Source organism: Parvibaculum sp. (assembly GCF_019635935.1).
Classification (GTDB): Bacteria; Pseudomonadota; Alphaproteobacteria; order Parvibaculales; family Parvibaculaceae; genus Parvibaculum.
The window spans coordinates 2,197,576-2,223,666 of record NZ_JAHBYN010000001.1 but is presented as its reverse complement, the minus strand read 5'-3'; the positions used below and the strand labels follow the sequence as shown (position 1 = coordinate 2,223,666).

Below are 26,091 nucleotides of genomic sequence, written 5' to 3'. Positions count from 1 at the left end.
ACATTAAAATCGAGAGAAAGTCGCGTAGTTTGGTTATGGCATCACGAACTTCTGAATGAGTCGCAAAGGTGGTCGCGAGGCTGAACCACATGTGCGCCGAACATTATCCTGCGGGGCACCTTGCCCTTGGCATACATGACCCGAGATTGTTTTGCGCGTCGGCATCCGCCTGTGCCGCCGCCAGCCGGTACCATCTGACCGCCTCGACATCATCCTGTGGGACTGTGAGTTCACATTTGAAGTGCAACAGTTGGGTTGGGAAGAAGGTACTGACATGTTAAGCCGGGCCGGCCGCGTGCTCCCTCACCGGTTGATCACGCCCTATGGTTCCAAACCGGCGACAAGTTAGCGTCAGCGTGCCAGCGCCCGTTGGCGCGAGTGCATGTGCCGTTCTGTCCAGCGACAGACGATCAATAGGCGTATGTGACGGAAATCCAGGTCTTGTCGCGGTCGGCAAAGCCGTTCTTGCCGTCGAAGCTGGCGTATTTGACGTTGAACGACAGCCGACTGGTGAGAACGAAGTTTGCGACGACGTCGAATTCATTGCCGAAGTCGACGCCGCCCTTGTCGGATGAGAATTCGTGATAGGCCACGCCGAGCACGAGCTTGGAAACCATCGGAATGCCGGTCAGCGCGTATGATGCAGCGACATAAATGTCTTCGAGACCTGCCGCAGGCGTCGCAAGGAAAGCGTCGGCCCAGCCGTTGAAGGCGTGAAGCGTGGCAAGCGGCGTGGAAAACCCCGTGGTGCCGTCGCTTCCAAGCCGTTCATAGCCGGCCGTCAGGCTTGCGGCGCCATGGGCGACCGTCGCTTCGGCGAGGTAGTAGTCGAGATCGAGCGACAGCGGATTGCCCGCGTGGTCGTTCTGATGTGCGTATTCGCCGATCAGCGTGAGCTTCGTGCCTTCGGCAATGTCGAAAGGTGCGGAGAGGCGAACGCCATAGGTCGCCGTCGACAGCGCCGGTGCTTCGTTGAGATCGAGGAGATAGGCGTAGCCGCCGATGGTCACGACGCCAAGCCCGGCATAGTCAACATTGAAGAGATGCGTGTCGCCACGGAAACGTCCGGCGGGGCTGTTTTCGCCGAAGATGCGATTGACGCGATTGACATAGGCGTAGCCGAGCGTCGTGTCGGGCAGGCTCGTGTTGACCACACGAAAGGCGTCGAAGGTCTGTTCGTTCTGGCGCCAGCCGACATTGCCGACGAAGCGGGCATTTCCGAGAATGATGCGCTGGCGGCCGACCGTCACCGTTGTGGCAGGAAGTCCGGTGTAGGCAATCTGCAGCCGGTTCAGCTCCGCCGTGTCGGCATCGGGCACGACGGGATAGGTGGCCCGGCCGTTGATGGTGTCGTTGTAGTCTTCAGGACCGACATGACCGATCAGGTCGAAATCGGCCAACGCCGAGAAGCCGTAGAACGATCCGGTCTCGTAACCGAGGCGCGCGCGACCCGTATAGGCGTTCGCGTTGTTCGGCAATCCCTCCTGTTCGACATGCTCGTAACGCAGACGCAGGTCGATGATCGGCTTGCCGCCGAGAAGCGCTTCGCTGAAATCCTCTTCGGCCTGGGCGGGGCCGCTGGCGGCGCCGGCCGCGGAAATGACAAGAGCAGCAACCAGACAGGTGCGTTTCGACTGATACGATCGCATTCGCCGTCCATCCTTCACTTGGCGGCACCAGCCGCGAGCCACAAAAAAAGCGCCCGCTCGACGAGCTTTCATCGAAACAGACGTCATTGTCTGAACCGATATTCACCGGATGACCGGTGTCGAAGCCCAATTGGGCTATTGCGACTTCCCCAGCAAGACTGACAGCCGGCCGCACAAGCTGAGGGGGGATGGGTCGAAGTCGAAGGTGGACCGCGCCTGGACCTTTGTCCCCAGCCAAATTTCCACCGCCGCGATTTATTGACGAAATAGCCTCCGTCGCCGAACTCATCGCAACCGACCTAAACTCTCGACGCTCCGAAAACGCCGCGTGCTGACCTGTTACTCAACACGCCCGAGAGGGTAAACTGCGTACCGCAGCTCTAGTCCCCGAAGGGGAAACTTCAATGGCAGGTCAAGTCCTGCAAGTCCCGGATTGGACAACATGTTCTGCCGTCAACAAATCTTCCATTGTGTTGATGTTCATGAACTCTGCGGATCGGTCAGGACTCCATTCAACTTGAACAGCGCGGCAGCGCTCAAGCGCTCCGTGAAGGCTTCGCCGTCCCTCGAGGGCGTATTTCCTGAGGGTGCCCTGACAGGTGGAAGGCCAAGCCGCAGATGTGGGATATGATGCGCCTTGCTGCGCGGCGACGGCAGGACAGTCGGTTTCCCTGACAGCGGCCACAAGGCGCAGGAACAGATCGCAAGGCAAGAAAGGGCTGTCACAAGGATATGTAACGAATCCAGCCAGGTTGTTCGCAAGTGCCCAATCCATGCCAGCCAGCAATCCGGCAAGTGGTCCCTCAGCAGCCGGATGGTCTGTGATCTCAGGCAGACACGTTTTTCCCACCTGGCCTCGCTGTCTGACATTTATTACCGCAGGCACTCGCAAGCCATTCACCAGCGCAGACACGTGATCGATAAGTCGCTTCCCGGCGAGAAAGCGTTCAGCCTTTCTGCCGCCGATGCGCGTGCCATCACCACCGGCCAGAATGATCACACCGAATTCAACCATCTGGACACCAGGAGCGCCGCGCAAGCGTTTCGACATCCATCGCCTTTTCTACGGTCAGATCGAAGTTCCGGATAAGACCGTCGCGAACTGAGTAGAGCCAACCATGTATGTCAAAGGTCTGACATCGGCACCACGCATCGAAGATGAAGCGGTTGCGTCCTACATACTCACCCTGGGCTCTCATATTCTGTTGGCAGGTAGCGTTTACCTTTGTTTTGAAGTCCGTGATCGCATCAAAGCGCTCAGCGCACCGGTGCGCGAGGTCTGCAACCGGTTTCGACCAGTAATCAATCAGTCCGCGGCGGTTGCTATCGAGCGCAGCGCGAACACCACCACACCCATAACCCCCGCAGACGATGGTGTGCCTGACCTTCAGCATCTTGAGGGGATACTGAAGGACCGAAAGGAAGTTGATGTCTCTCGACGGCGCCAGATTTTCCATGTTCCGATGAACAAACAGCTCGCCGGGGTCCAGTCCTACGACTTCATTCGCCGGGACTCGGCTGACACCGCAGCTTTTCCATAGATATTCAGTCGCCTGTTGTTCGGAAAGGCGCATGAAGAACGGGGGATCTGCATGCATGCGAGCGCGGGCCCAAGCCATATTGTTTCTTATGAGCGTGTCTATCATGACGCCTCGGGAAATGGGTCCGGAAGTCCGCGTCTGGCGGCAAGCCGCCGCCCAAGGTTACGCAGGTCTGTCTCGGTAAGCCGCACCCGTGCAACGGGTAGGACGACGGCATTCTCAACGGCAATATGCCCCTTCAGACCAGTGCAGAACTGCTCGATCACCGATCGAGATTCCGAATAACATCCGAGTCCTCGTTTTTCGGAAATGGCCTTGGCGATGACGCACTTCACCTCAGATGCATCATGCATGTCCGTCGCGTGTTCGCCGGAAAGAAAACCAAGCACATTCTCGATATGATCATTGAGCTCACATCGTTTGCGCATCAGAGGGAAGAGATCGTCTTCCTCATCAAGGATGTGGATGGGCAGGTCACACTCAAGAAATTCCAGGATCGCGCTCAGCGCGTTCCGGTCAAACTCAACCACATCAATGAGCTGAAGGAGCCGCTTGCACACGTCGCGGTGGCGATAGTGCTCGGCAAAGAACCAGACCAGCGGCTCGCCCAGCAATTCCAGCGGTGCCGACTCGATTTCTCCGACCTTCTTTATGTTGACCATAGCCCATCTCCTTACCTTCAGGGTTTTGTCTCGACCCTGCCTCTCATCTCTATGAGGCGATGCGACGTGCGGACCGGAGGCAGCTGGTGTGCGACGACCACGTCAAGACTGTCTACAAGGGGAGAAGAACTGTCCCGCAGCTTGGAGATCAGCTGGGTCCATGCCTCGTCATTGGCAGACGCGAGAAATTTCCGGATTGACCGGGCGAGTACCCCGCCGGGTGCCTCCCCCTCCCGATCAGCGGTCAACTCGACAGATTGGCGAATACGTGGCGGAAGCTGATCATAAATGCTTTCGATGTCTGCCAGCGCGGAACCGAGCAGTCCGTCGAGGCGCGGGATGCTGTTCTCTTCTTCAGATAACCGACCATCGGTATCGAGCTTCAACCGGGGCTCTGCCGCCGAGTTCCCGAGAAGCACATCCACATAGCGCGCCGCTGCCCTGGTCCAGAACCGTGCTTCGATCTTCATCGCGATATGGGGGCGGACATACTCAAAGGGTAAGCGCGCGGCGGGTGACAGTTGGTCAAGGCGGAGAACATGCCAGCCATGCTCAGTCAGCACGGGCTCGCTTGAAACCTCGCCCGCCTTCATCTCCATAAGCGCGTTCCAGATTTCCGGAAGGATGTCGCCGGGGCGCAGCTGCCCAAGCGACCCGCCTTCGCTGGCTGATGGACATGCGGAATGTTCCATCGCCAACCGTCCGAAAATTTCCGGACGTGACCTTAGCTGAAAGATGAGGTCAGTCGCTTTTGCCCGCGCAGCGGCAGGATCAATGGCATCCTCACCGGAAACCGCCACCAGTATGTGCGCGGCCTCGATCAGAGGCGGAGACATAAATGCTTCTGGCTGGGCATCATAGACGGCTAGAAGATCGGCCTCGGAAGGTGCGTCGACATCTATTTCTTCACTGAGCACAGCGCGAATGAGTGCTTCTTCACAGGTCTCCTCTTGTCCGTCAAAATTGCGCTCCGGGTCAGCTTCCAGGCCAAGCTCTCTGGCGCGATCAAGCAGGACGGCCTTCACTGCCAGCGCACGTCCAGCCTGGGCACGTGCTTCTGACAGCGTCGCTGCCTGATGGTTCTGGATTTCCGTTGCCAGTAGCGTTTCAGGTACTTCCACGCCATGGAAGACGGCCGTAGGACCAGACATCACACACCTCCTGCTGATGATTTGGCCCGCTTGCTGTCAGCCGCCAGATCCCGCCGGGTCCGAACGAGTTGCCACCCCCGCCTATTGAGGTACCAGACCGGCGCCGAGAGCATGTGAACGAGACGCGTGAAAGGGAACACCAGGAAAATTGTCAGCCCCAGAAAAAGATGCGCCTTGAAGATCCAGTGAACATCCGCGACGTAGTTTGCCGCGCCGGGCCTGAAGGCGAAAATACCCTGGGCCCAGGACATGAACTTCACCATCTCTGAACCATCAAGATGCTGCGCCGATAGCGGGATCGTCGAAAGCCCAAGCGCGAGTTGAAGTGTAAGGACGACGAGTATTGCCGTGTCACCAAAGCTCGACGTCGCACGAATGCGTGGATCGAACAGGCGGCGATGAAGGAGGATCAGAGCGCCCAGGATTGCGAAGGTACCGGCTATCCCGCCCGCAATGATCGCAAGGACTTGCTTGGCGCTGTGACTGATTCCCAGCGCATCAAAGAGTTCAATCGGCGTCAGCAAGCCGATAAAGTGTCCAACGAAAATGACCAGCACGCCGACATGGAACAGCACCGATCCCAGCATGAGCTGCTTTCGTCGAAGCAGTTGGGATGACCCCGAGCGCCACGTATAGGGCTCCCGGTCAAACCGGACGACAGAGCCGATCACCAATACGGCAAGAGCGATGTAGGGATAATACCCGAACAGGGCCTGATCGAGCCATCCCGCGCTGGCAAGTGCAGTCGTGTAATCCTGAGCCATGACCGGCCTCCTTCTTCTCAGTCAGCAAGAAGCTCGTATCGAGCGCCCGTCCAATTTCATTTCTGTTCGCAAAGTTAGCCTCCGCGCATTTGATTGAGCATGGACTGAGCCTTGGAGCAGCCATCCTGTGTCGTGTCGGGGCCGAAGGTTACGGGTTCTTCGGCCCACGCCTTGTCGAGCGCCTCGAAGTCGTTGGGGTCGTCATCCTTGAGCGAAAGCAAACTTCGGACAGCTGCCTGGTCGGCAGGCTTGTCCGAGATGGACAGCAAAGCGCCGAAAGCGGATCGGTAGGGGCTCTGGCGTTTCTTCAGTCTTTCGGAGATCGCCTCCAGGACATGAGCCGCTTCTCCAATGAGCGATGCTGCCTGCTCATCCGGGAGAATTGACAGAAACTCCAGGAAAACCGGCAGGTAGTCGGGGAGATCGCTGACCTCCATTTCAAGGCCATGTTCGCGATAGAGTTCAATCAGTCCGACCATCGCCGGCCCTCTTTCCCGGCTTTCTCCGTGTACATGTTCGTAGAGGTGAAGAGAAAGACTACGCGTGCGGTCGAACAAATCGACGTATGCGGACTGCACCTCATACAGGTCACTTCCGGAGAGATAGTCGGCCAGTCTGCGTAGCGACGCCAGGATGCGGTCCGGCACCAGCCCTTCACCGCGGATAGCCTCAACGCAAACTCCAGCTTCCTTCTGGAGCATCGCCTCCGGATATGACATCAGGCGCGACAGTGCGCGATAAGTAACGGCCATGGCCTAAATCTCCATCGGTGTTTTTGCCCGCGAGCGCTTGTCCTTGCCGAACAGGCCGACTTCCGTACGCCCGCCGGAGCAACCATTACCGAATGTGAAACCACACCCTCCGCGAAGGCCATCCGCATCTTCACTGGTCTCGCGATGGTTCGTCGGAATGACGAAACGATCTTCGTAATTCGCGATCGCCATGTAGCGGTACATTTCATCGATCTGTTGCGCCGTCAGTCCGACGCGCTCCGCAGTCGGATGGTCGATCACCCCTTCAACAGTCTTGGCGCGCATATACCTCCGCATCGCCATCATCCGCTCGAGCGCTGCGACAACAGGCTCCTCCTTGCCGGCAGTCAGAAGGTTGGCCAGGTACCGAACCGGAATGCGCATGGATGCGACATCCGGCATCTCCGCATCGGTCTCGAGCGCTACGGCCGCCGCAGCCGACTGGATCGGCGAAAGCGGCGGGACATACCAGACCATGGGCAGCGTCCGGTATTCGGGATGCAGCGGGAACGCGACCTTCCACTCAATCGCCATCTTGTAGACGGGGCTTTGCTGCGCCGCCTTCAACCAGGCATCAGGTATGCCATCCGCACGAGCCTGAGCGATGACCGCCGGATCGTTCGGATCAAGGAACACGTCGATCTGGGCCTGGTATAGATCCTGTTCATCCGGCGTGCTGGCGGCAGCTTCGATCCTGTCGGCATCATACAGAAGCACGCCAAGATAGCGGATCCGTCCCACGCAGGTCTCGGAACAGACTGTCGGCTGGCCGACCTCAATGCGCGGATAGCAGAAGGTACATTTTTCCGATTTTCCGCTCTCCCAATTATAATAAACTTTCTTGTAGGGACATGCCGACACACACATTCGCCAGCCGCGACACTTGTCCTGGTCGATGAGTACAATGCCGTCTTCTTCGCGCTTGTAGATGGCTCCCGATGGGCAGGCAGCCACGCAGGTCGGGTTGAGGCAGTGTTCGCAGAGCCTCGGCAGGTACATCATGAAGGTCTGCTCGAAGGCGCCGTAGATGGCCTTCTCGACACCTTCGAAGTTGTAGTCCTTGCTGCGCCCTTCGAACTCGCCGCCGAGAATTTCCTCCCAGTTCGGGCCCCATTCGATTTTTTCCATTCGCTCGCCGGTTATCTTCGATCTCGGGCGCGCGGTCGGAAAGGCCTTCATCTCCGGAGCCGTCTGCAGATGCGCATAGTCGAAATCAAACGGCTCATAATAGTCGTCAATTTCAGGCAAATCCGGGTTGGCAAATATCTTTGCCAGGATCCGCCACTTTGCCCCCATACGCGGTTCGATCCGGCCGTTCTTTTTGCGTCGCCAGCCGCCATTCCAGCGCTTCTGGTTTTCCCAATCCTTGGGAAATCCTATCCCGGGCTTGGTCTCAACATTGTTGAACCAGGCGTATTCGACACCTTCGCGGCTGGTCCAGACGTTCTTGCAGGTCACCGAACAGGTATGACACCCGATACATTTGTCGAGGTTCAGGACCATTCCAATCTGTGCACGGATCTTCATTGTGCGCCCTCCGCTTGAGCCGCAGGTGTTTCGAGCCAGTCAACCTTCGACATCTTACGTAAGATGATGAACTCATCGCGGTTTGACCCGACGGTGCCGTAATAATTGAACCCGTAGGCGAGCTGAGCGTAACCGCCGATCATGTGCGTTGGCTTGAGAATTGCTCGCGTCACTGAATTGTGGATGCCGCCGCGCTTGCCGGTAATCTCGGATCCCGGCGTGTTAACGATCTTCTCCTGAGCGTGATACATGAACATCGTGCCTTCGCGGATTCGCTGAGAGACTACGGCCCGCGCTGTCAGCGCACCATTCGCATTGAAGACTTCGACCCAGTCGTTGTCGACGAGGCCGGCCTTCCTGGCGTCCGTCTCTGAAACCCAAACGACGGGTCCGCCGCGATTGAGCGTCAGCATCAGGAGGTTGTCAGTGTAGGTAGAGTGGATGCCCCATTTCTGGTGCGGGGTAATGAAGTTGAGGGTGATCTCCGGGTTACCGTTGGGTTTGTCGCCTTTCACATGGAGGGTCTTCAGATCGACAGGCGGCTTGTAGACCACCAGTGTCTCGCCGAATGCCCTCATCCAGTCATGATCCTGATATAGTTGCTGACGCCCTGTCAGAGTGCGCCAGGGGATCAGCTCATGTACATTCGTATAACCGGCATTGTAGCTGACATGCTCACTCTCGATGCCGGACCAGATCGGCGACGAGATGATCTTGCGTGGCTGAGCCACGATGTCCCGGAACCGGATCTTTTCGTCTTCCTTGGGAATGGCGAGATGAGCATGTTCTCTGCCGGTTTGCTTTTCGAGCGATTTCCACGCCTTGACTGCCACTTCGCCGTTGGTCTCTGGCGCCAGCATGAGAATGATCTCGCAGGCATCTATATCGCTCTCTATTCGGGGTCTTCCCCTGGAGACCGTGTCATTGAGCACCTTGCCATTCAGCGAGGTGAGCCTTTCGACTTCATCCGTCGTGTTCCAGCCAATCCCTTTTCCTCCATTGCCGAGATTGTCCAGGAGCGGTCCCAGCGCGGTGAATTTCGCGTAGATCTGGCTGTAGTCTCGCTCAACAGCAACGACAGAAGGCATTGTTTTACCCGGGATCGGGTCGCACTCGCCCGCATACCAGTCCTTTACGCCGTGTGCCTGCGCCAGCTCTCCGGCACTATCATGCTGGATCGGTATCAGGACGACATCTGTTTCCACCCCAAGCACTTCAGGCGCGACTTCTGAAAAACTCTTTGCAAGGCCCTTGAAGATTTCCCAATCTGACCGGCTTTCCCAGGCAGGATCCACGGCCGCGCCGAGCGGGTGAATGAAGGGGTGCATATCGGACGTGTTGAGATCGTTTTTCTCGTACCAAGTCGCCGTAGGCAGGACGATGTCGGAATAGACGGCAGTCGTCGACATACGAAAGTCGATACACACCAATAGGTCGAGCTTCCCGCGCGGCGCCTCATCGTGCCACTTCACCTGGCGCGGCTTGTCTCGACCCATTTCACCAAGGTCCTTGCCCTGAACGCCATGATCGGTACCAAGCAGATGTTTCAGAAAATACTCATGGCCTTTGCCGGACGACCCAAGAAGGTTGGAGCGCCAGACGAACATGTTGCGAGGCCAGTTGTGCGGATCGTCCGGGTCCATGCAGGACATTTCAAGTTCACCGGACTTCAGCGCCTGCGCGACATAGTTCTTCGCATCAGTGCCGGTCGCCTTCGCCCGATCCGCAATCTCCAACGGATTGACCTTCAGCGCTGGCGCTGAAGGCAGCCAGCCCATGCGCTCAGCCTTGGCATTGTAGTCGATGAAGCTCCCTGCCCAATCGCCGGCATCCGCAGTCGGCGAGAGGATTTCTTCAACGGGAACCGTCTCATAACGCCACTGATCGGTATGCGCGTAAAAGAACGAAGTCGAGTTCTGCTGGCGCGGCGGACGGACCCAATCGGTCGCAAAGGCCAGAGGCGCCCAACCGGTCTGCGGGCGAAGTTTTTCCTGGCCCACATAGTGCGACCAGCCGCCGCCAGACTGACCGATGCAACCGCACAGGACGAGCATGTTGATCACGGCGCGGTAGTTCATGTCCATGTGATACCAGTGGTTCATGCCGGCGCCGATGATGACCATAGACTTGCCATTGGTCTTCTCGGCGTTGGTGGCAAAACCGCGGGCCGTTGCAATAATATTCTCGCGCGAAACAGAGGTGATCTCCTCCGCCCAGGCAGGCGTGTAGGGCTCCATATCATCATAGCCAGCGGCCAGATGCTCTCCGCCATAGCCCTGATCGACACCATAATTGGCCATCAGCAAGTCATAGACGCATGCGACCAGCGCCTGCGAGCCGTCGGCGAGTTTGACCTTCTTGACCGGAATATTCCGTGTCAGGACACTCGGGTGGTCCGTCGAAGCGAACCCATTGGACGCCGTGTTCGCAAAATACGGAAACCGGACCTTCGCGATCTCATCCTCAATGCCCTTCAGGCCAAGGCGAAGTACCGTTTCCGCGCCACCAGCCTCACGTTCCTCAAGATTCCACTTGCCATCCTCACCCCAGCGGAAGCCAATCGATCCATTCGGCACAACGATTTTGCCGGTCTTTTCGTCAATCGCGACGGTCTTCCAATCGGGATTGTTGCTCTCACCAAGAGCGCCATCAAAATCAGCGGCGCGCAAAAGCTGTTGAGGTACAAACCCATCCTCCTGCGGGGCAAGACGGACAAGCAGAGGTAAATCTGTGTACTGACGTACGTAGTCCCGGAAATAGGGCACCTGCCGGTCCCGGTGGTATTCGGTCAGGATAACGTGACCGAATGCCATGCCAAGCGCCGCATCGGTTCCCTGCTTTGCCGCCAGCCAGAGATCGGAGAATTTGGATGCTTCGGAATAGTCCGGGCAGATGACGACCGACTTCACCCCTTTGTAGCGCGCTTCCGTATAGAAGTGCGCGTCCGGGGTGCGGGTCTGAGGAACATTCGACCCCCACAAGATCAGGAAATTGGAATTGTACCAGTCTGCACTTTCGGCAACATCCGTCTGTTCGCCCCAGGTTTGCGGACTCGCCGGTGGCAGATCGCAGTACCAGTCATAGAACGAACCCGTTACGCCGCCGATCAGTTGGAGATAGCGAGCCCCGGCCGCGTAAGAGACCATCGACATGGCCGGGATCGGAGAGAAACCAAAGACGCGGTCCGGGCCCCACTTGCGGATCGTATGTGCGTTCGCTGCCGCGATGATCTCATTCACTTCGTCCCAGTGGGCGCGTACAAAACCACCCATGCCGCGACGTGTGACGTATTCCTCACGTTTGGCGGGATCATCCTGGATGGACTTCCATGCCGCGACCGGCGGCAAAGACTTGCGCGCTTCCCGCCACGCCCGGAGAAGACGGGCACGAACAAGTGGATATTTGACCCGGTTCGCGGAGTAGAGATACCAGCTATAGCTGGCGCCGCGCGCACATCCCCGCGGTTCATGATTGGGCAGGTCGTCGCGCGTACGCGGGTAGTCTGTCTGCTGTGTTTCCCAAGTGACAATACCGCCCTTGACGTAGATTTTCCACGAGCAGGATCCAGTGCAGTTCACGCCATGTGTGGACCGGACAATCTTGTCATGGCGCCATCGGTTCCGGTAGGCCTCCTCCCAGGTGCGATCTTCGTCGCTGAGAACGCCGTGCCCTCCGGAAAAGGTCTCCGTATGCCGGCGAAAGAAGGTAAGGCGGTCAAGTGTATGGCTCATGATATTCTTCCCTTCATTCAGCTTGGGCGGGGGAAAGCGTTGGCGCGCGGCCGCTTTCAACGTCGAACAGGAGTCCCCCTGGCCGGACATAGACAAACCAGGTGATCAGCAGGCAGGAAACGTAGAAGGCGAGGAAAGCGTAGAGGGCTATGGCGGCACTCCCGGTTGCCGCCAGAGACATGCCGAAACTCTTCGGAATGAAGAAGGCGCCATAGGCGGCAATCGCGCTTGTGAAGCCTGTGATCGCGGCGCTTTCCTTTTCAGACTGGCGCAGCAGCACGTCACCTTTGAGGTGAGGCTCAAGACGTGCAAGTTCCTTTCGCATGATCGCCGGGATCATCTGGAAGGTCGATGCGTTGCCGACGCCGGTCGCGAAGAAGAGGACAATGAAGCAGGCAAAAAATCCCGCAAAGGCCCCCGGCTGGTCCTTGTTTCCGAGGAAGTACAGCACACCCACAGTGCCCACCATCATCATCAGGAACACAACCATCGTCACGCGCGCACCACCAAACCGGTCCGAGATCCATCCCGTGAATGACCTCGAAAGGGCGCCGACAAGCGGTCCCAGAAAGGCGATCTGAAGTACGTTGACTTCCGGGAACTGCGTTTTTGTCAGAAGCGGGAACGCCGCCGAAAAACCGATGAAAGATCCGAAAGTACCGGTATAGAGCCAGCACATGATCCAGTTGTGGGAGCGGCTGAAAATGACCGCCTGGTCCGCGAAGGATGCCTTGGCCGTGGACAGATCATTCATACCGAACCATGCGGCGAAGGCGCTCAGGGCAATGAAGGGCACCCAGATGAACCCGGCATTCTGGAGAAACAGTTCCTCGCCGGTATCAGCAATCTGCGGATTGCCGCCCAGCGCACCGAAGACGCCCACAGTGATGATGATCGGGATAAGGAACTGCATGGCGCTGACGCCTAGATTCCCAAGTCCGGCATTCATGGCGAGCGCATTGCCCTTTTCCTTCTTGGGAAAGAAGAAGCCGATGTTTGACATTGAGGATGCAAAGTTGCCGCCGCCAAAGCCGCACAGGAGCGCGAGCGCCAGCATGATCCAGTAAGGCGTTTCGGGGCTCTGCACCGCAAAGCCGATGCCGAACGCCGGGATCATGAGCGACCAGGTCGTCAGGGTCGTCCAGAGTCGGCCGCCAAATACGGGCACCATGAAGCTGTAGAATATCCGTAGCGTCGCTCCCGACAGACCTGGGAGGGCGGCAAGCCAGAACAGCTGGTCCGTGGTGTAGGAGAATCCGATTTGCGGCATCTTGGCGACGACGACAGACCAGACCATCCATACGCCGAAAGACAGGAACAGCGCCGGAACGGAGAGCCAGAGATTTCGAGATGCAATCTTCTTTCCTGTGGTCGCCCAGAATTCCGGATCTTCCGGCCGCCAGTCCTCGATAAGCTTGGGCGCCAGCGCGCGGGCTTCCTTCTCGCCATGGATCGGTTGCATCTCAGGGAGTTGGGGAAGCGCATCCAGCGTTGCGCCGGCCGCCTGACGCTCCATGTGCCGGATGGCGAAATGCATCCAGATGAGCGAAACCGACACAACCAGAAATAGAAGCATGAAACAGCTTGTCCATATTCCCGTCAGGTCATTGAGCAGCCCAAAGATGATTGGCATGAAGAACCCGCCAAGCCCGCCCATCAGGCCGACCAAGCCCCCAACCGCACCCACATCCTTAGGGTAATAGACCGGTATGTGTTTGTAGACCGCCGCCTTGCCGAGGCTCATGAAGAAGCCGAGTACGAAGATCGCCACCACGAAAGTGATCGGTCCTGTTGCCAGCCGGAAGCTGATCGGCCCACTAATACCGTCAACCACATAGGACGTCGGCGGATAGGACAGGAAGAAAGTGATCGCCACCGAAACCAGAAAGGTCCAGTACATGACTGTCCGTGCACCAACCTTGTCCGACAGGTGGCCTCCATACACCCTGAAGACCGAGGCCGGGATCGAATAAGCCGCCGCCAGCATGCCTGCTGTCTTTATGTCAAACCCGTAGACACCGATCAGGTAGTGCGGCAGCCAGAGCGCGAGCGCCACAAACGCGCCAAACACAAAAAAGTAATAGAGTGAGAAGCGCCAAACCTGAACGTTGCGAAGAGGCTCGAACTGAGACGCAAAACTGCGGGGACGCGCCCCTGAAAGCCGGCGGGCGGCAAGTTCGGGCTCATCCTTTGTAAACAAGAAGAAGATGATCGCGACGGCGACCAGCGCCAGTGCCCAGACATTGGCTACGCCTTCCCAGCCGATCGCAGCCATGACGAGCGGCGCTGCAAACTTGGTGACAGCCGCGCCGACATTCCCGGCACCGACGATGCCAAGGGCAGTGCCTTGCTTTTCAGGCGGAAAGAATTTCGAGACATAAGTGATCGAAACGGAGAAGGAGCCGCCGGCAATGCCAATGGCAAGAGCAGCCAGCAGGAACTGCGGATAGGTGGTGGCAAAGGTCAGGAGCCAGGTGGCGAGTGCGGAGAGGAGCATGACCAGGAGATTGACGATCCGTCCGCCATACTGGTCAGCCCAGATGCCGAGAAACAGGCGAGACAGCGAACCGGTCAGGATCGGCGTTCCGACAAGCAAGCCGAACTGCGTCTCCGTGAGGCCAAGATCTTTCTGTATCTGCACGCCCACAATTGCGAAGATCGTCCAGACCGCAAAACAGGCAGTAAAGGCGAATGTCGTCAGGCCGAGGGCGGTATTTGCACCTTTGACGGATGGTCCGGCGGCAGATGTCATGGATGCACTTCCCCTGAAAGCGCCCGAAATTTCCGAAGCGCCCCAAAGGTGTCACTCGCCGGAGGCGCAAGCCTTGATATTTGTGAAGCCAACGCTTGGCGGATGTCCGTCCACCTGCGCAACTTGAGATCAATCTTGCTTGGCCTGATCAGAGGAGGGTTCGCTCATGATTTCATGCGCGCATCTTGGTGACCGTTGCAATTGATGTGATTGACTTTTATCAAGCGGCGATTAGGCTGATCGAGGTCACGAACCAGTCTTACGCAGAATCGTCATGTGGACGACTCGCCTGCAGCGCGACCGGGGATCTCACATGCCTTTGAAGCCATCAGACGCCGCGCACGTCCGGAACCTTTCCCTCTTTCGGTCAGCCAACGACCAAACCTTTGGATGGGCAATTGCAGGTGCCTTCCTGCAGAAGTTTCCAGCCGGAACAACCCTGCTGATGGAAGGCGATTCGGTCGATTTTCTTTACATCCTGTTGGAAGGATCGGTCGAACTGGGCGCTGGCTGGAAATCCCGGGATACGACGCTGGCTGTCCTCAGACCCGTATCTACTTTTATCCTCGCCGCCGTCGTGCTTGATGCCGACGCGCTCATGTCCGCCGTGACGCTTGAGCGATCCGAAATTCTCATGGTGCCAGGCGAGTCCCTTCGCCGCGCAATGAAGGAGGACGCAGAATTCTGCTTCGCCGTCTCCGAAGAGCTCGCCGGTTGCTATCGGGGCCTCGTCCGCTCGATTAAGAATCAGAAGTTGCGGGATTCGACAGAACGGCTCGCAAACTACCTGCTGATCCAACGCGCCCAGCAGGGTGGCAAGACTGAGATCGTGCTTCCGCATGAAAAACGTGTGCTGGCGTCGCTTCTGGGGATGAGCCCGGAAAACCTGTCGCGCGCCTTCTCTAAACTACAGGCACAAGGCGTCACCGTAGTGGGCGCTCAAGTGCGACTGGACAAGACGGCGGCGCTTGAGAAATTCGCGCGTCCCAGCCTCCTCATAGACAACCATTACTCTCAGCCCCGAAATGAACTCGGTGAGGCATATACAGAGCGGCAGAAAGGGCTGCTCGACAGAGAACCCGGGGTTTAGCCGCCCGTCTGCGCAAGGTTCATAATATCGCCAGGATCGGCCGCGTGGAGCGCGTGCGAGGCCGGCTTGAACGCAAGCGCATCGGCAACGCGCTGCTGGAGAGCGCTCCTCTGCTCGTCAGACGCCAGAAGGTCCCTCAGATCGCGGCCACCTTGACCAAAGAGACAGAGCCGAAGTTGCCCACGCGCCGTCACCCTGAGCCGGTTACACCCGTTACAGAAACCGGGCGCATAGGGCGCTATGATCCCGATACGGCCAGCATGACCGGGATGACAATACTCGATTGCCGGCCCGTCATCTCTGCCGCGTGGTCGCGGTGTCCAGTTCCTCTCTTCGAGCCACCTGCCAAGGATCTGGCCACTTACATGCTGGTCTTCGAAGAATGCTCGGTTATCGCCGGTTCGCATCAGCTCGATGAAACGAATCGCAATGGGGCGATACCTGACAAATTCGGTCCAAGCTGAAAAATCCGTATTCAGAGCATCTCGCAACAAAACGGCGTTGATCTTGACCGCCTTGAGCGGAAGTGTTTGGGCGCGCTCAAGGCCTGCAAGCACATCCTCAAGGCGGTCATGCCCGGTAATCTTCCTGAACGTTTCCCGTTCAAGGGCATCGACGCTGACATTGAGATGGGTGAGGCCCGACGCAACCCAATTGTCGATATGGCGCGACAGGTTCCAGCCATTGGTCGTGAGGGCAACCTTGTCGATGCCTGGCTGCGCTGCGACCCGGGCGATCAGGCCACCGATATCCTTTCGTACCGTCGGTTCACCGCCTGTCAGGCGGACCTTTCCGATCCCCAGCCCGGAAAAAGCGCAAACCAGGCGCCCGATCTCGTCCGTGGACAGAAAATCCATAGACCCGGCTTTCTGGAAGCCATTGGGGAGACAATAGGTGCAACGGAAATTGCAGACTTCGGTCACTGATAGCCGCAGGTATCTGAACCTGCGCCCAAAGGCATCCGTCGCAGCTGCGCCGGGAACTGTCATCGCAAGGCTCCTTTCCAAGCACGGGAGGCGGCAGGGTTTCCCGCTGCCACCTACGGCCGGAGCGCCTTGACGCAGAAAGGAGGCGTTTTAGGTGGGCCGGCTCGGAGCGATTTTATTTAGGGTAGGGTGCCGACCCTTTTCTGTCTTTGACCTACCGGACGCTGACAATTGATGTGCGTCAAGGCGCACGCTCTGGCGCATCAAGCCGAACTCGCAGGACGGGGCGCAAGAAGCCGTGGACCATAGAGCAGCGCAAATCCCACAAAGGCGGTGGACCAAAAAACAGCTGCGGCGTAGTTGGCCTGCATCTGGGCAGGATATTCCATAAAGGCTGCCGCAACGCGCGTTCCCGCCGCGAGGTTGATCAGAACATAAATGAGGCAGGTCCCGGAGCCTGCTGTCAGGGCCCGGCCAGTATGCCCAAGGCTGGACCTTGTCATCACCGCAAGGGTCATCACACCGACAGCGCCCGCACCGGCTGCGTGGAGGCCGGCCACCGACGGCACATGGGACGGCAGCAGGCCATTGAGCCCCATCAGGACGAGGGCCAGCGCGGCCCACGCATACCCCACATGCAGGATGAGCACGAGCGGTTCGGCCAATGTGCGCTCGCCGCGCCAACGGGACAGACGTACCCCGTTTAAGATCCCCGCAGCCAGCAGAGCAACGCCGCTCATGGGCGACGGCCCCAAAGCCGACCATGCCGCGAGCGAGAGCAATGAAACTGCCAGCGCGACGGAATCAAAGCGTCCTTCAGGTTCGGGAAGCGGCCCGCCCTGCCGGGCGAGCCAGTTGCGTGTAAAGCTTGGCGTAATGCGTCCTCCGATCAGGAGGATCAGAAAGACCAGCACGGCGAGACCAGTCCGGATCGCTGTCTGTGGCAAGCCGCCTGCATTCAGGGAAGCCCAATGAAAGGCAACATTTGCAAGCGCCATTACCGTCACAGCTGCTGCGACCTTGAGATTCCGCGTATTCCTTCCGGCAATCACTTCTCGCCACACGACAAGAGCGAAGAGGACCAAAAACGCAGGCTCAACAATTGCTGGCAGCCAAGCTGGGCCCGGCTGCAACAGCATCATGATCCGTCCGGCCAGCCATATAACGACCAGCAGAATCAGCGGCGCGCCACAGACTGGAAGGCGACCGGTCCAGTTTGGAATGGCGGTCAGGAGGAACCCTGCCACAATCGCCGATCCGTAACCGAACACCAGTTCATGGACATGGAAGGCGAGACCCGCTCTCACCGGAAGCGTATCCGGGCCGAGCGCATAGGTCAGGATCCAGAGCGGCACGGACACCGCCGCCCAGATCGCACCCAGAAGAAAGAATGGGCGAAAGCCGAAGCTGAACAGGGCCGGCCCCCTGTATGCGCGGATCTGCTCAGCTGATGTTGCCATGTGAAGGTGTCCTTCTTTCGTCTCAGCCGCATCTGGAATGGCCGCATTCAAGGCAACTATTGCAGCCTTTCTTCCGGATCAGGGCTTTCTATCCGCATCCCGGACAACAGGAAGCATCGTTCGCTATGTCTGACGGGACGCGCTCCCGCTGCCCGAGATACTCTACAACGATCCGGCCGGTCACGGCGGGCAGCGACGGCAGATAGTGCCCGTCAAGAAAAGCACCCGCACGATAAACCGGTCAAAACCTTATCGCGGGAACGTAGTCTCCAGCCTGAAAGGCGCTCCCTCCCGACCGGAGTCGCACCAGCAGGTCTGCGTCAAGCAGGCTTGCCTGGCTGGAAGAGTCCTGGCTTCCGAGAGGCAAGGCACCTTCAGGTGTAATCCGTGCCCGGACGTATGTCTCTCGATCACCCGCCGCCGGGACGTCGGCGGCAAGGCGCCAGTCTTCGAAGGTTACACTTCTGGCGGCATCTCGCCCACACAGCCCGGCAAGCAGAGGCGCGAGAAGGAGCCTCGCCGTCACGAGCGCGGAGGTCGGGTTACCTGGAAGTCCCATCACAAGCCGGCCACGAATTCTGGCAAGCCAGACCGGCTTTCCGGGTTTCATGGCAACCCTCGGAAAGATGTAGTCCGGCGCCTCACCGAACATCGTTCGTGAAAGGTCGCGGTCTCCAACCGACGCGCCGCCGATCACAATGACGAGGTCTGCCTCCTCCAGGGCCGCAGCAGCCAGTTCTGAAAGCAAGCGGGTATCATCTGCGCTGCGCCTCGACCAAAGAACGGCGCCGCCTTCTCTCCTGACAAAAGCTGCAATTCCGTAAGAAACGCTTTCGGGAATCGTGCCGGGTATGCCGGCTGCGTTTCCCGGAGTGGCAAGTTCGTCCCCCGTTGCGATGATTGCAACGTTCGGCCGGACAAACACCCGCAGGACAGGCTGGTCGGCGGCAGCGGCTGTCGTCAAGGCGCGCCAGTCAAGCCGGCGTCCAGCTGGAACGAGTACATCTCCCTCGCAGAAATCAGACCCTGCGATCCGGATGTTACGGCCCGGACCGTAAGGCCGGACGATGGCCACGCAATCGCCTTCCCGCTCGACATTTTCCTGCACAATAACCCGGTCAGCGCCAACCGGTACGGGCGCACCGGTGAAGATGCGGAATGCAGAACACGGGGGAAGCACTTGCCCTGGCGGCGTGCCAGCGGCCGACTCGCCTTCAAGGGGCAAACGAACAGGAAGGTCCCCGAGGTCACAGTCACGCACCGCGTAACCGTCCATAGCCGACACATCCTGTCTCGGCATGGACAGGCGTGCGACGACAGGTTCGGCAAGCACCCGGTCTGCCGCATCGGCGAAGGCGATCGTTTCCAAAGCGATCGGGGCGGCGATTTCCAGTACACGGCGCAACGCCTCATCAAAGCTGATCATCGCGCTGGCTCGCCGGCCGTCCCGTCACCCGACTTTCCTCCGCTCGTGGCGTCCAGCCGGAACCCTGGCAAGTCCTCATCAAGCTCGATCGGCAAGGCCAGCGGGATGAGTGCATGCGTCCGCCTGGCGGCCATGATACCGGCGATCTCTGCCGTCGTAATGACCGCGCCCTTTGGCGCGCGCCGTTCCCTGGGGAATTGCAAGGTCGTGGACTGGCATCGGACTCTTCCTGTGGCAACAGCGCAGCGCAGTGTTACGTCCTTGCTGCCAACATCAACCATGTGTAAGCACCCGTCTTCATCAAGATGGGTCAGTTTTGTCATGGGCAGACCCCTCTGTACCGCTCGATCTGACCGACCAGCGAACAAGGACGATAGCGGCTGTCGAGTTCGAAGGCGAAGACATGGTCCCAGGCGTCGCGGCAGGCTCCGGTTGACCCCGGCACACAGAAGACAAAGGTGTCTCCTGCCTGCCCGGCAAACGCGCGGGACTGCAGGGTCGAGACACCGACCGTGCCCATGCTCACCTGATGGAACACGACGGAAAATCCGTCCATTTCCCGGCTGAAGAGGGGCTTGATCGCCTCGGGGGTCACGTCACGCGGCGAAAACCCCGTCCCTCCGGTCGTCAACACGACATCGACCCCGGGATCGGCGATCCAACGGCCGATCGCGGATCGGATCTCGTCCACATCGTCTCGGACAATCCTTCTTTCAACGACGACATGACCGGCGCCTCGTGCACGGTCTGCGAGCAGGGCTCCCGATGTGTCTGTTTCCTCCGTGCGCGTGTCCGATACCGTCAGCACAGCAAGGTTAAGTGGATAAAAGGCAAGACTTTTATCAATCCCCGGCACTTTCTTCATTCCATCATCTCTCGATCCTGAGTGTCTCTGTCTGCTGATTCAATCCAGCGCTCACCGAAAGTCTCCCGTTCCTGCTTCCAGAAGACAGCTTCGCTCTTCAGCCGGTCCATGAGATAATCTGCCGCAGGAAATGCCTCGCGGCGATGATCGCTGGCGGCCGCAACGAGGACAACGACCTCGCCCGGTGTCATGGCCCCGGCTTGCTGGACAACTGTCAGAGCGTGCAGATCGAACCGATTGAACCCTTCTGTGAATTCGCGACGCGGCACCATAAGGCGCGCTGGATCAGGCGGCGGCCCTCCGAAGGCAGAGGTCAGAGGTTCGAATCCTCTCGGGTGCGCCACTTGCCCCCGCCACTTGTCCCGCACATTATCCCGCAACTTGTCCCCGGTCTATTTGCCATAATAGGGCCTTCTGTCATCGTACTGTCACTGAACTGTCACAAAACTGTCGTAAACCGCGATTTCAATGATCCGTGTACGGAGCGCCGGCGACTTGTCCCCGGGTTTATCCTCGGGGTTATCCCCGGACTTATCCCCGATCCGGGGCGCGGCGGACAAATCCGGAGCCTCGCTTGACGAAAATCCTCTATCTGATCGCCGGCTTCGCGGCGCTGGCGCTGGGCGGGCTCGGCATGTTGCTGCCGCTGCTGCCGACCGTGCCGTTCCTGATTCTGGCCGCCTTCTGCTTTGCGCGCAGCAACAAGGCGCTGGAGCAATGGCTGCTCGCGCATCCGGCGTTCGGCCATCATATCCGGCTGTGGCGGGAGCGCGGCGCGATTTCGCGGAGGGGCAAACAGGCGGCGCTGGCCGCCTTCGCGGTCAGCATCGCCGCCGCGCTCGTCTTCGCGCCGTTCCCCTGGTCGCTGGCGCCGATCGCCGCGGCGGCGATCGGCGGAAGCTGGATCTGGACGCGGCCGGAGGGGTGAGGGATTGGGACGTGTACGGAGGGTGTCGACGACGGAGAAAGAACGGCTATCGTTCAACGACCATGTGGGGCAGCTCAGCGCCTCTCACTCTTTCGCCACCACCGTGTCATAAAGCCCGTATTGAGTCAGCCCCTCGTGGCTTTCAATCCCCGTGTAGCGAAGCGAAGCATCTTCATAGCGGCGAAACGCAAATACTGCCTGGTTCATTTGCTCGGTATTGAATACCTTGAGCTGCACGAGCAGGTGGAAGTCCTTCACAGTCAGGCCGGTCACGGTCAGAAACAAATCCGGCTCCAGCTTCGTGATGACATCCTGAAGCGTGTTCTCACGGAAGTCCGTCAGGTACATGAACGCGGGAATGCGTGTCGCGAATTTTATGAGCTTCTCCTGAACCAGTTTGCGCTTCGACTTGAATTCCCTTTCCTCGGCCGTGAGTTCCTTCTTCTCTTTCTCCGTCAGATCGCCTTCCTTCGCCTTTTTCCTGAGTTCCTTCACCTTGTCGCTCTTGTTGATGATGGTCTCGATGATGCTATCGCCCAGTGAGCGCCAGCCTTCAATGCGCTCCACAGCGGCCATTGCCTCGGGGTTGTCGAGGACGCGGCGAAGCGTCTCGTTGTCCACGTTCACCAGTAGCGCGCTCTCCCATTTACGCGCGAGCAACGTGGCCGACGTTCCCGCCATTGCGATGTCAAGGATGCCCCCCGCGTCAATCTGCGTCATGTTTGCGCCGTCATAGGCCAGCACGGGTAGAAACGACACGAGGTCATTGACGGCATTCTCCGGGTTCGGCTCGTTGGGCGATAGCCCGATCCCATATTCGGAAAGTTGCCGCAGTGCGCGCGTAGGCGCGAAATCGAAGACGAAACAAATGGGCTTAAGGATTTCCTCTTCGTTGGGATCATCGCCATTTGGATTCTTGATGGACCATTGCGACTGCACACGGAATGCTGCCTGAAAATAAGTCTCAGGCGATTTCAGGTTGCGCAGCATCAGGATCGACGACCATTGCGGCACGGTCACGCCCGTCGTCAGCTTGCCACAAGACAGCGTGATGGTCTTGGTGTCGAACCCACTCCCGATTGCCTTACGAACAGGCGGCAAGGCATCCAGTCCAATACCGGCGGACGCACCGGCAGCGACGACGATCTCGTAGTCGCGCCAGAAGGTGTTGTGCTTCTCGGTCAACAGACTTGCCATTGCGTGGCACGCCGCCACATTAGGTAGAAACCAGAAAGAATGTTGAAGGTAGGGGAGTAGGCGTACGTCCGAATAGGGGAACGGCGGCCGGGTGCCTGTCTTGAGGTTTTCGACCGCCCTCGGCGCATACTGCCCCCGGATGATGTCCAGCCACTTCTGCACATCGTTCTTGTGCTTGAACTGCGCACCCTTTCCGGTACCGGTGGCCGCGAAAAATTCGTTGAGATCGAACTCATCAAACTCCCCGGCGCTGGCAATTGCCACCAGTTCGTCGGGCATTTGATATGTGAGCAACCGCATCTGTGGCAACGCGCCATAGGGATTCCACTTGTCCGGATACTTTACGGCGAAATCTGCTTTGGCACGCTGTTCGTCCGTATAGGTCCAGTTGAAAATCTGTTCTTCGATAAACTCGCCCGTGGCCAGCGCCTTGAACGGCGTGCCGGAGAGATAAAGGTAGGCCTTGGTCGTGATGGGAAGGAACTCTGTCTCCTTCTCCGACAGGACGGTGAGGTCCTCGTTTACCTCCTCCAGTCCGGCGGTATATTCGAGCTTGGCCTCTTTCTTGGCGACCGCCTCCTCCTCGCCCTCGAACAGTTCCTTCGCGGTGTCGCGCCAGGCGCCGAAGTGATACTCGTCGAACACCACAAGGTCCCACCTCACCTTGTGAAGCCACTCGTTCTTCGGCTTGATATTGCCCGCCGCGTCGCGGCCCAGCAAATCCTGAAATGAGCCGAAGTAGACAACCGGTCTTTTCGCGTTGATTTTGGTTGGATCGCTATCTGAGTTGCGCGAGAGATACTGCCAGCCATCGAAATCCATATGACTTTCAAGGTCCGTCTGCCAAGCATCCTCGACAGCGGGCTTGAAGGTCACGACCAGCACCCGTTTGGCTCCAAGCTTTTTCGCGAGCTGGTAAGTGGTGAATGTCTTGCCGAAGCGCATCTTCGCGTTCCAGAGGAAGCGCGGCACGGCGTGCATGTCCTCGTTCCAGATGGAGTGGAAGTAAGCGTGCGTCTTGTTCACAGCCTCGGTCTGTTCCCATCGCATTGGGAACGTTTCGTGATGGGTGCCAGTGAGCTGCTGCCCCGTCCGTAGTTCGGTAAGCACGGTCTTCACGTCTTTGACCGTGCAGCGTACCCATTCCAGTTCGCTGTTTGTAAAGCCCTTTCGGACAAGCGCAGCGCGCACTTCGTAATCGGAAAAGACGGTGCCGTCGTCACACTCGGCGGGTTCGTCAAGTTCGATACGGAAGTTCTTGATGGCGGCGGTCTTGAGTTGCTCGGAGATGCGCCTCTTCACGTCCCGCGTCGTCTGACCGATCTTGAGAAGACCCGCATGCGCTCCATCACTAATGGAGTAGGCGTAGATGCGCGGGCGCGCTTTCGGTTTCGGAGCGAGGATTTCGTCGATGGTCTTAGACATCGAAAAGTTCAGCGTCCATTGGGCGGATCATGCTTTCTATGAAGGCAATCTCATCTTTTGTTATACCGTACTTTTTATACAGCAACTCGTCTGTCCAAGTCTTATCCCACGACTGCTGAGGAACCCAGGAATAGGTCGAACGTAGCGCGTGTTGCGTGATCTTTCGCAGAGATACCAGGAAGCGGAATAGTCGAGTCCGGTAATAACTCGCGAAACTTTTGGCCGCACGCTCTGAGCGAAAAGGTGACGCCACCAAATAAGACTGCGTACACGCTGACGGCGGCGCAGCAACAATCTCCTTGCCGAGGATTTGATGAGGAAATGTTTCGCCCGCTCCATAAGCTTCGGGAACGAGCACCTTCCATGCGTCAAGTAAGTCAATATTTTTTCGGATATTCGCTCGCTTGGTGAAGCCCGACATGCGCTTTCCGCGACTAATAAGATGGAGGGCGATCCTTCCGGGACCCCCTTTTTCGTTCCAATCTTCGAAGTTTGTCGCAATGCCGAATGGTGTATCGCCTGACACGAGATCAAGGACAGAAGGTTCCTTTTTTGAAAGGACCTTTCTCAATATTCCGAGCGCGCGCTCATCGCGGACGAAAACATCGAATTCGCCCAATTGTCGATTCTTCTGGAGGTGTTCCTCTCCCCCGGCCACTCGCGTAACATCGCAGGTTCCCTGATGCGCGGCGTCCCAAAGGAAATAACACACACCGCCCTTAATCTGAACGCCGGGAAATGCGTCACCGGAATCAGGAAAGTCCGCCAGACTTCGCAGATGACCACTGTTGAGCATCTGCGCTCTGAACTCATCGAGACCCCGCCCCCCAGCCATCCACCGTGATGGGATGACCATGCAGGTATATCGTGGTTCCAGCTTGAGCGCCTGCTGAACGAATAGATGATAGATAGAAGAGTCGCTTGAGCCACCAGCACCACCCGTCATCTGGTACGGCGGGTTGCCCACTATCACATCGAACTGCATGTCGTCTCCAAACAACTCGGTCATCCGAGTCTTGATGTTATCGGCGTGGATGAATGCGTAGGCATGGTTCTCAAGACCTTTCTTCCGGTCGAATGTAGCCTTCGGCGCGCCGCAATACTTGCACTTCGCCTCATCCCAGGCGTGTTCCACCCGCTCGAACCAGATATTGCCGCTCTCTGTGGTGAACGATCCGGCAACGGAGTGTTCGCCGTTGGCGTGCTTGGAGCAGTAAAGGCTGCGCCGAGCCAACAGGCTGGTCAGATGGGTGATGCCGATGCCAAACACCTGTTTCGTCAGAATGTGGTCCACGCGCACTTGGAGGTCCGGCATTTCGGCCGCCAAGCCCTCGTTCAGGCGGCGGGTGATCTCCCGCAGAAACACGCCAGATTTGGTGAAGGGATCCAGAAACTTCACTTTCTTGTCGGTCCAGATGTTCGCCCCGCTGTGATCTGCCGCCCAGGCGTCGGCCAACGTGTCCAGCATCCGGTTGGCGAACTCGGGCGGCGTAAAGACCTCATCGTTGGAGAGATTCGCGATGCAGGTGAGCACATCGGGGTTGCGTCCGCGCAATGTAAAGCCAACCTGCATGCTCATGCGGCTTCCTTCGGCGTGCCGTCGCCGGCGGCGAGTTCACGCGCCGTCATCGGCGGGTAGGTCTTGGTCGGGGTGAAGATTTCGTGCTTGCCGAGATGCGCAAACAGCGTGCCCTCTTCAGCAAAGCCCGACATGTGGGTGAGGACATCCAGGCGAAAATCGCGGCGTTGAAATTTTCCCCTACCGAGATAACTCCATTGCGCAAAGGTGATCGGCCCGCCGTCGCTTGTCCGCATCGCCAAAGCGTCGCCGTGGATAAGATTTTGCGACAAAACGTATGAGGCGGCTCGATAGAGGTCGTCGCCCTCATTCAAGTTCAGGTACCTGGAGAGCACTTCCAGCATGTTCGCGCGGCATTCGGCGATATTGTCCGCCAGCAGTTCAATTCCGTACAGGCACGTCACCGCGAGGATAGCGTAGTGCTGTTTTTCAAACTCCGATTTCCCGTATTTGAGTTCGACGGCGGCGAGCTTGCGCTTGAGGATCGGGATGAGGAAGTTGCCGCTGCCACAGGCCGGCTCCAGAAAGCGGGAGTCGATGCGCTCGGTCTCTCCCTTGACGAGATCGAGCATGGCTTCGACCAGCCACGGGGGCGTAAATACCTCCCCGTGATCCGCGACGCGTTGCTTTGATCTTATCAGTGTCATGCGATTCGCTATTTTCTCT

Annotated in this window: 21 protein-coding genes and 1 riboswitch; of the genes, 2 read left to right on the top strand and 19 right to left on the bottom strand. The window is 58.4% G+C overall.

Translation table 11 applies throughout. From position 1 onward, the window contains the following. Window positions 1-410: 410 nt before the first annotated feature. The 10 genes from KF719_RS11050 to KF719_RS11010 form a co-directional block, all read right to left on the bottom strand. Window positions 411-1,649: a hypothetical protein gene (locus KF719_RS11050; RefSeq protein ID WP_293508771.1), complete on the bottom strand. Its 1,239-nt coding sequence runs from the start codon at window positions 1,647-1,649 to the stop codon at window positions 411-413. Between the two features lie 412 nt (window positions 1,650-2,061). Then, window positions 2,062-2,664 carry a molybdenum cofactor guanylyltransferase gene (locus KF719_RS18140; RefSeq protein ID WP_363318025.1) on the bottom strand — a complete coding sequence of 201 codons (603 nt, stop codon included), beginning with the start codon at window positions 2,662-2,664 and terminating at the stop codon, window positions 2,062-2,064. Further along, window positions 2,657-3,295 carry a carbonic anhydrase gene (locus tag KF719_RS11045; RefSeq protein WP_293508770.1) on the bottom strand — a complete coding sequence of 213 codons (639 nt, stop codon included), beginning with the start codon at window positions 3,293-3,295 and terminating at the stop codon, window positions 2,657-2,659. Before KF719_RS11045 ends, KF719_RS18140 begins: the two co-directional genes overlap by 8 nt. Beyond that, a complete protein-coding gene (locus KF719_RS11040; RefSeq protein ID WP_293508769.1) occupies window positions 3,292-3,852 on the bottom strand; it encodes a hemerythrin domain-containing protein in 561 nt (186 codons plus the stop codon). Before KF719_RS11040 ends, KF719_RS11045 begins: the two co-directional genes overlap by 4 nt. Window positions 3,853-3,869: 17 nt before the next feature. Beyond that, window positions 3,870-5,003, bottom strand: coding sequence for a peptidylprolyl isomerase (locus KF719_RS11035; RefSeq protein WP_293508768.1), 1,134 nt, complete (start codon window positions 5,001-5,003; stop codon window positions 3,870-3,872). After that, entirely contained in the window at window positions 5,003-5,767 is a 765-nt protein-coding gene (narI, locus tag KF719_RS11030; protein WP_293508767.1) for a respiratory nitrate reductase subunit gamma, read from the bottom strand. The genes KF719_RS11035 and narI overlap by 1 nt, the downstream gene beginning before the upstream one ends. 74 nt (window positions 5,768-5,841) lie before the next feature. Then, a complete protein-coding gene (gene narJ, locus KF719_RS11025; protein ID WP_293508766.1) occupies window positions 5,842-6,519 on the bottom strand; it encodes a nitrate reductase molybdenum cofactor assembly chaperone in 678 nt (225 codons plus the stop codon). A gap of 3 nt (window positions 6,520-6,522) precedes the next feature. Further along, window positions 6,523-8,046 (bottom strand): nitrate reductase subunit beta, encoded by a 1,524-nt coding sequence (gene narH, locus KF719_RS11020; protein WP_293508765.1) that lies wholly within the window; start codon window positions 8,044-8,046, stop codon window positions 6,523-6,525. Continuing rightward, complete coding sequence (locus tag KF719_RS11015; protein ID WP_293508764.1) at window positions 8,043-11,777, bottom strand: nitrate reductase subunit alpha; 3,735 nt, start codon at window positions 11,775-11,777, stop codon at window positions 8,043-8,045. Before KF719_RS11015 ends, narH begins: the two co-directional genes overlap by 4 nt. A gap of 13 nt (window positions 11,778-11,790) precedes the next feature. Beyond that, window positions 11,791-14,529, bottom strand: a complete 2,739-nt coding sequence (locus KF719_RS11010; RefSeq protein WP_293508763.1) for an MFS transporter — start codon at window positions 14,527-14,529, stop codon at window positions 11,791-11,793. A gap of 313 nt (window positions 14,530-14,842) precedes the next feature. Between KF719_RS11010 and KF719_RS11005 the strand changes: the two genes are divergently transcribed. Further along, complete coding sequence (locus KF719_RS11005; protein WP_293508762.1) at window positions 14,843-15,619, top strand: cyclic nucleotide-binding domain-containing protein; 777 nt, start codon at window positions 14,843-14,845, stop codon at window positions 15,617-15,619. Here the strand turns inward: KF719_RS11005 and moaA are convergent. The 6 genes from moaA to KF719_RS10975 form a co-directional block, all read right to left on the bottom strand. Beyond that, the gene (gene moaA, locus KF719_RS11000) at window positions 15,616-16,608 is read right to left on the bottom strand and encodes a GTP 3',8-cyclase MoaA (RefSeq protein ID WP_293508761.1); all 993 of its coding nucleotides are present in this window, start codon (window positions 16,606-16,608) and stop codon (window positions 15,616-15,618) included. The genes KF719_RS11005 and moaA overlap by 4 nt on opposite strands. Then, window positions 16,600-16,727, bottom strand: a riboswitch (molybdenum cofactor riboswitch). (Overlaps the previous gene by 9 nt.) 81 nt (window positions 16,728-16,808) lie before the next feature. Continuing rightward, window positions 16,809-18,005 carry an NnrS family protein gene (locus KF719_RS10995; RefSeq protein ID WP_293508760.1) on the bottom strand — a complete coding sequence of 399 codons (1,197 nt, stop codon included), beginning with the start codon at window positions 18,003-18,005 and terminating at the stop codon, window positions 16,809-16,811. A 241-nt stretch (window positions 18,006-18,246) separates the two neighbouring features. Beyond that, window positions 18,247-19,431 carry a molybdopterin molybdotransferase MoeA gene (locus KF719_RS10990; protein ID WP_293508759.1) on the bottom strand — a complete coding sequence of 395 codons (1,185 nt, stop codon included), beginning with the start codon at window positions 19,429-19,431 and terminating at the stop codon, window positions 18,247-18,249. After that, entirely contained in the window at window positions 19,428-19,754 is a 327-nt protein-coding gene (locus KF719_RS10985; RefSeq protein ID WP_293508758.1) for a cyclic pyranopterin monophosphate synthase MoaC, read from the bottom strand. Before KF719_RS10985 ends, KF719_RS10990 begins: the two co-directional genes overlap by 4 nt. Next, a complete protein-coding gene (gene moaB, locus KF719_RS10980; RefSeq protein WP_293508757.1) occupies window positions 19,751-20,296 on the bottom strand; it encodes a molybdenum cofactor biosynthesis protein B in 546 nt (181 codons plus the stop codon). The genes KF719_RS10985 and moaB overlap by 4 nt, the downstream gene beginning before the upstream one ends. After that, window positions 20,293-20,568: a molybdenum cofactor biosynthesis protein MoaE gene (locus tag KF719_RS10975; protein WP_293508756.1), complete on the bottom strand. Its 276-nt coding sequence runs from the start codon at window positions 20,566-20,568 to the stop codon at window positions 20,293-20,295. The genes moaB and KF719_RS10975 overlap by 4 nt, the downstream gene beginning before the upstream one ends. Window positions 20,569-20,870: 302 nt before the next feature. Here KF719_RS10975 and KF719_RS10970 point away from each other — a divergent pair, with 302 nt between their 5' ends. Beyond that, window positions 20,871-21,224 carry a YbaN family protein gene (locus KF719_RS10970; protein ID WP_293508755.1) on the top strand — a complete coding sequence of 118 codons (354 nt, stop codon included), beginning with the start codon at window positions 20,871-20,873 and terminating at the stop codon, window positions 21,222-21,224. A gap of 84 nt (window positions 21,225-21,308) precedes the next feature. Here the strand turns inward: KF719_RS10970 and KF719_RS10965 are convergent, their stop codons facing one another. From KF719_RS10965 to KF719_RS10955, 3 genes are read right to left on the bottom strand one after another with little or no spacing between them, the layout of a single operon-like run. Next, on the bottom strand, window positions 21,309-23,846 hold the full coding sequence (locus tag KF719_RS10965) for a GIY-YIG nuclease family protein (protein ID WP_293508754.1): 2,538 nt from the start codon (window positions 23,844-23,846) through the stop codon (window positions 21,309-21,311). Continuing rightward, window positions 23,839-25,425, bottom strand: coding sequence for an Eco57I restriction-modification methylase domain-containing protein (locus KF719_RS10960; RefSeq protein WP_293508753.1), 1,587 nt, complete (start codon window positions 25,423-25,425; stop codon window positions 23,839-23,841). Before KF719_RS10960 ends, KF719_RS10965 begins: the two co-directional genes overlap by 8 nt. After that, window positions 25,422-26,072, bottom strand: coding sequence for a DNA methyltransferase (locus KF719_RS10955; protein WP_293508752.1), 651 nt, complete (start codon window positions 26,070-26,072; stop codon window positions 25,422-25,424). Before KF719_RS10955 ends, KF719_RS10960 begins: the two co-directional genes overlap by 4 nt. Between the last annotated feature and the right edge of the window lie 19 nt (window positions 26,073-26,091).

Coding starts and splice junctions, on each gene's coding strand:
- KF719_RS11050 (WP_293508771.1), bottom strand. CDS start 1,649: ATGCGATCGTATCAGTCGAAACGCACCTGTCTGGTTGCTGCTCTTGTC.
- KF719_RS18140 (WP_363318025.1), bottom strand. CDS start 2,664: ATGGTTGAATTCGGTGTGATCATTCTGGCCGGTGGTGATGGCACGCGC.
- KF719_RS11045 (WP_293508770.1), bottom strand. CDS start 3,295: ATGATAGACACGCTCATAAGAAACAATATGGCTTGGGCCCGCGCTCGC.
- KF719_RS11040 (WP_293508769.1), bottom strand. CDS start 3,852: ATGGTCAACATAAAGAAGGTCGGAGAAATCGAGTCGGCACCGCTGGAA.
- KF719_RS11035 (WP_293508768.1), bottom strand. CDS start 5,003: ATGTCTGGTCCTACGGCCGTCTTCCATGGCGTGGAAGTACCTGAAACG.
- narI (WP_293508767.1), bottom strand. CDS start 5,767: ATGGCTCAGGATTACACGACTGCACTTGCCAGCGCGGGATGGCTCGAT.
- narJ (WP_293508766.1), bottom strand. CDS start 6,519: ATGGCCGTTACTTATCGCGCACTGTCGCGCCTGATGTCATATCCGGAG.
- narH (WP_293508765.1), bottom strand. CDS start 8,046: ATGAAGATCCGTGCACAGATTGGAATGGTCCTGAACCTCGACAAATGT.
- KF719_RS11015 (WP_293508764.1), bottom strand. CDS start 11,777: ATGAGCCATACACTTGACCGCCTTACCTTCTTTCGCCGGCATACGGAG.
- KF719_RS11010 (WP_293508763.1), bottom strand. CDS start 14,529: ATGACATCTGCCGCCGGACCATCCGTCAAAGGTGCAAATACCGCCCTC.
- KF719_RS11005 (WP_293508762.1), top strand. CDS start 14,843: ATGCCTTTGAAGCCATCAGACGCCGCGCACGTCCGGAACCTTTCCCTC.
- moaA (WP_293508761.1), bottom strand. CDS start 16,608: ATGACAGTTCCCGGCGCAGCTGCGACGGATGCCTTTGGGCGCAGGTTC.
- KF719_RS10995 (WP_293508760.1), bottom strand. CDS start 18,005: ATGGCAACATCAGCTGAGCAGATCCGCGCATACAGGGGGCCGGCCCTG.
- KF719_RS10990 (WP_293508759.1), bottom strand. CDS start 19,431: ATGATCAGCTTTGATGAGGCGTTGCGCCGTGTACTGGAAATCGCCGCC.
- KF719_RS10985 (WP_293508758.1), bottom strand. CDS start 19,754: ATGACAAAACTGACCCATCTTGATGAAGACGGGTGCTTACACATGGTT.
- moaB (WP_293508757.1), bottom strand. CDS start 20,296: ATGAAGAAAGTGCCGGGGATTGATAAAAGTCTTGCCTTTTATCCACTT.
- KF719_RS10975 (WP_293508756.1), bottom strand. CDS start 20,568: ATGGTGCCGCGTCGCGAATTCACAGAAGGGTTCAATCGGTTCGATCTG.
- KF719_RS10965 (WP_293508754.1), bottom strand. CDS start 23,846: ATGTCTAAGACCATCGACGAAATCCTCGCTCCGAAACCGAAAGCGCGC.
- KF719_RS10960 (WP_293508753.1), bottom strand. CDS start 25,425: ATGAGCATGCAGGTTGGCTTTACATTGCGCGGACGCAACCCCGATGTG.
- KF719_RS10955 (WP_293508752.1), bottom strand. CDS start 26,072: ATGACACTGATAAGATCAAAGCAACGCGTCGCGGATCACGGGGAGGTA.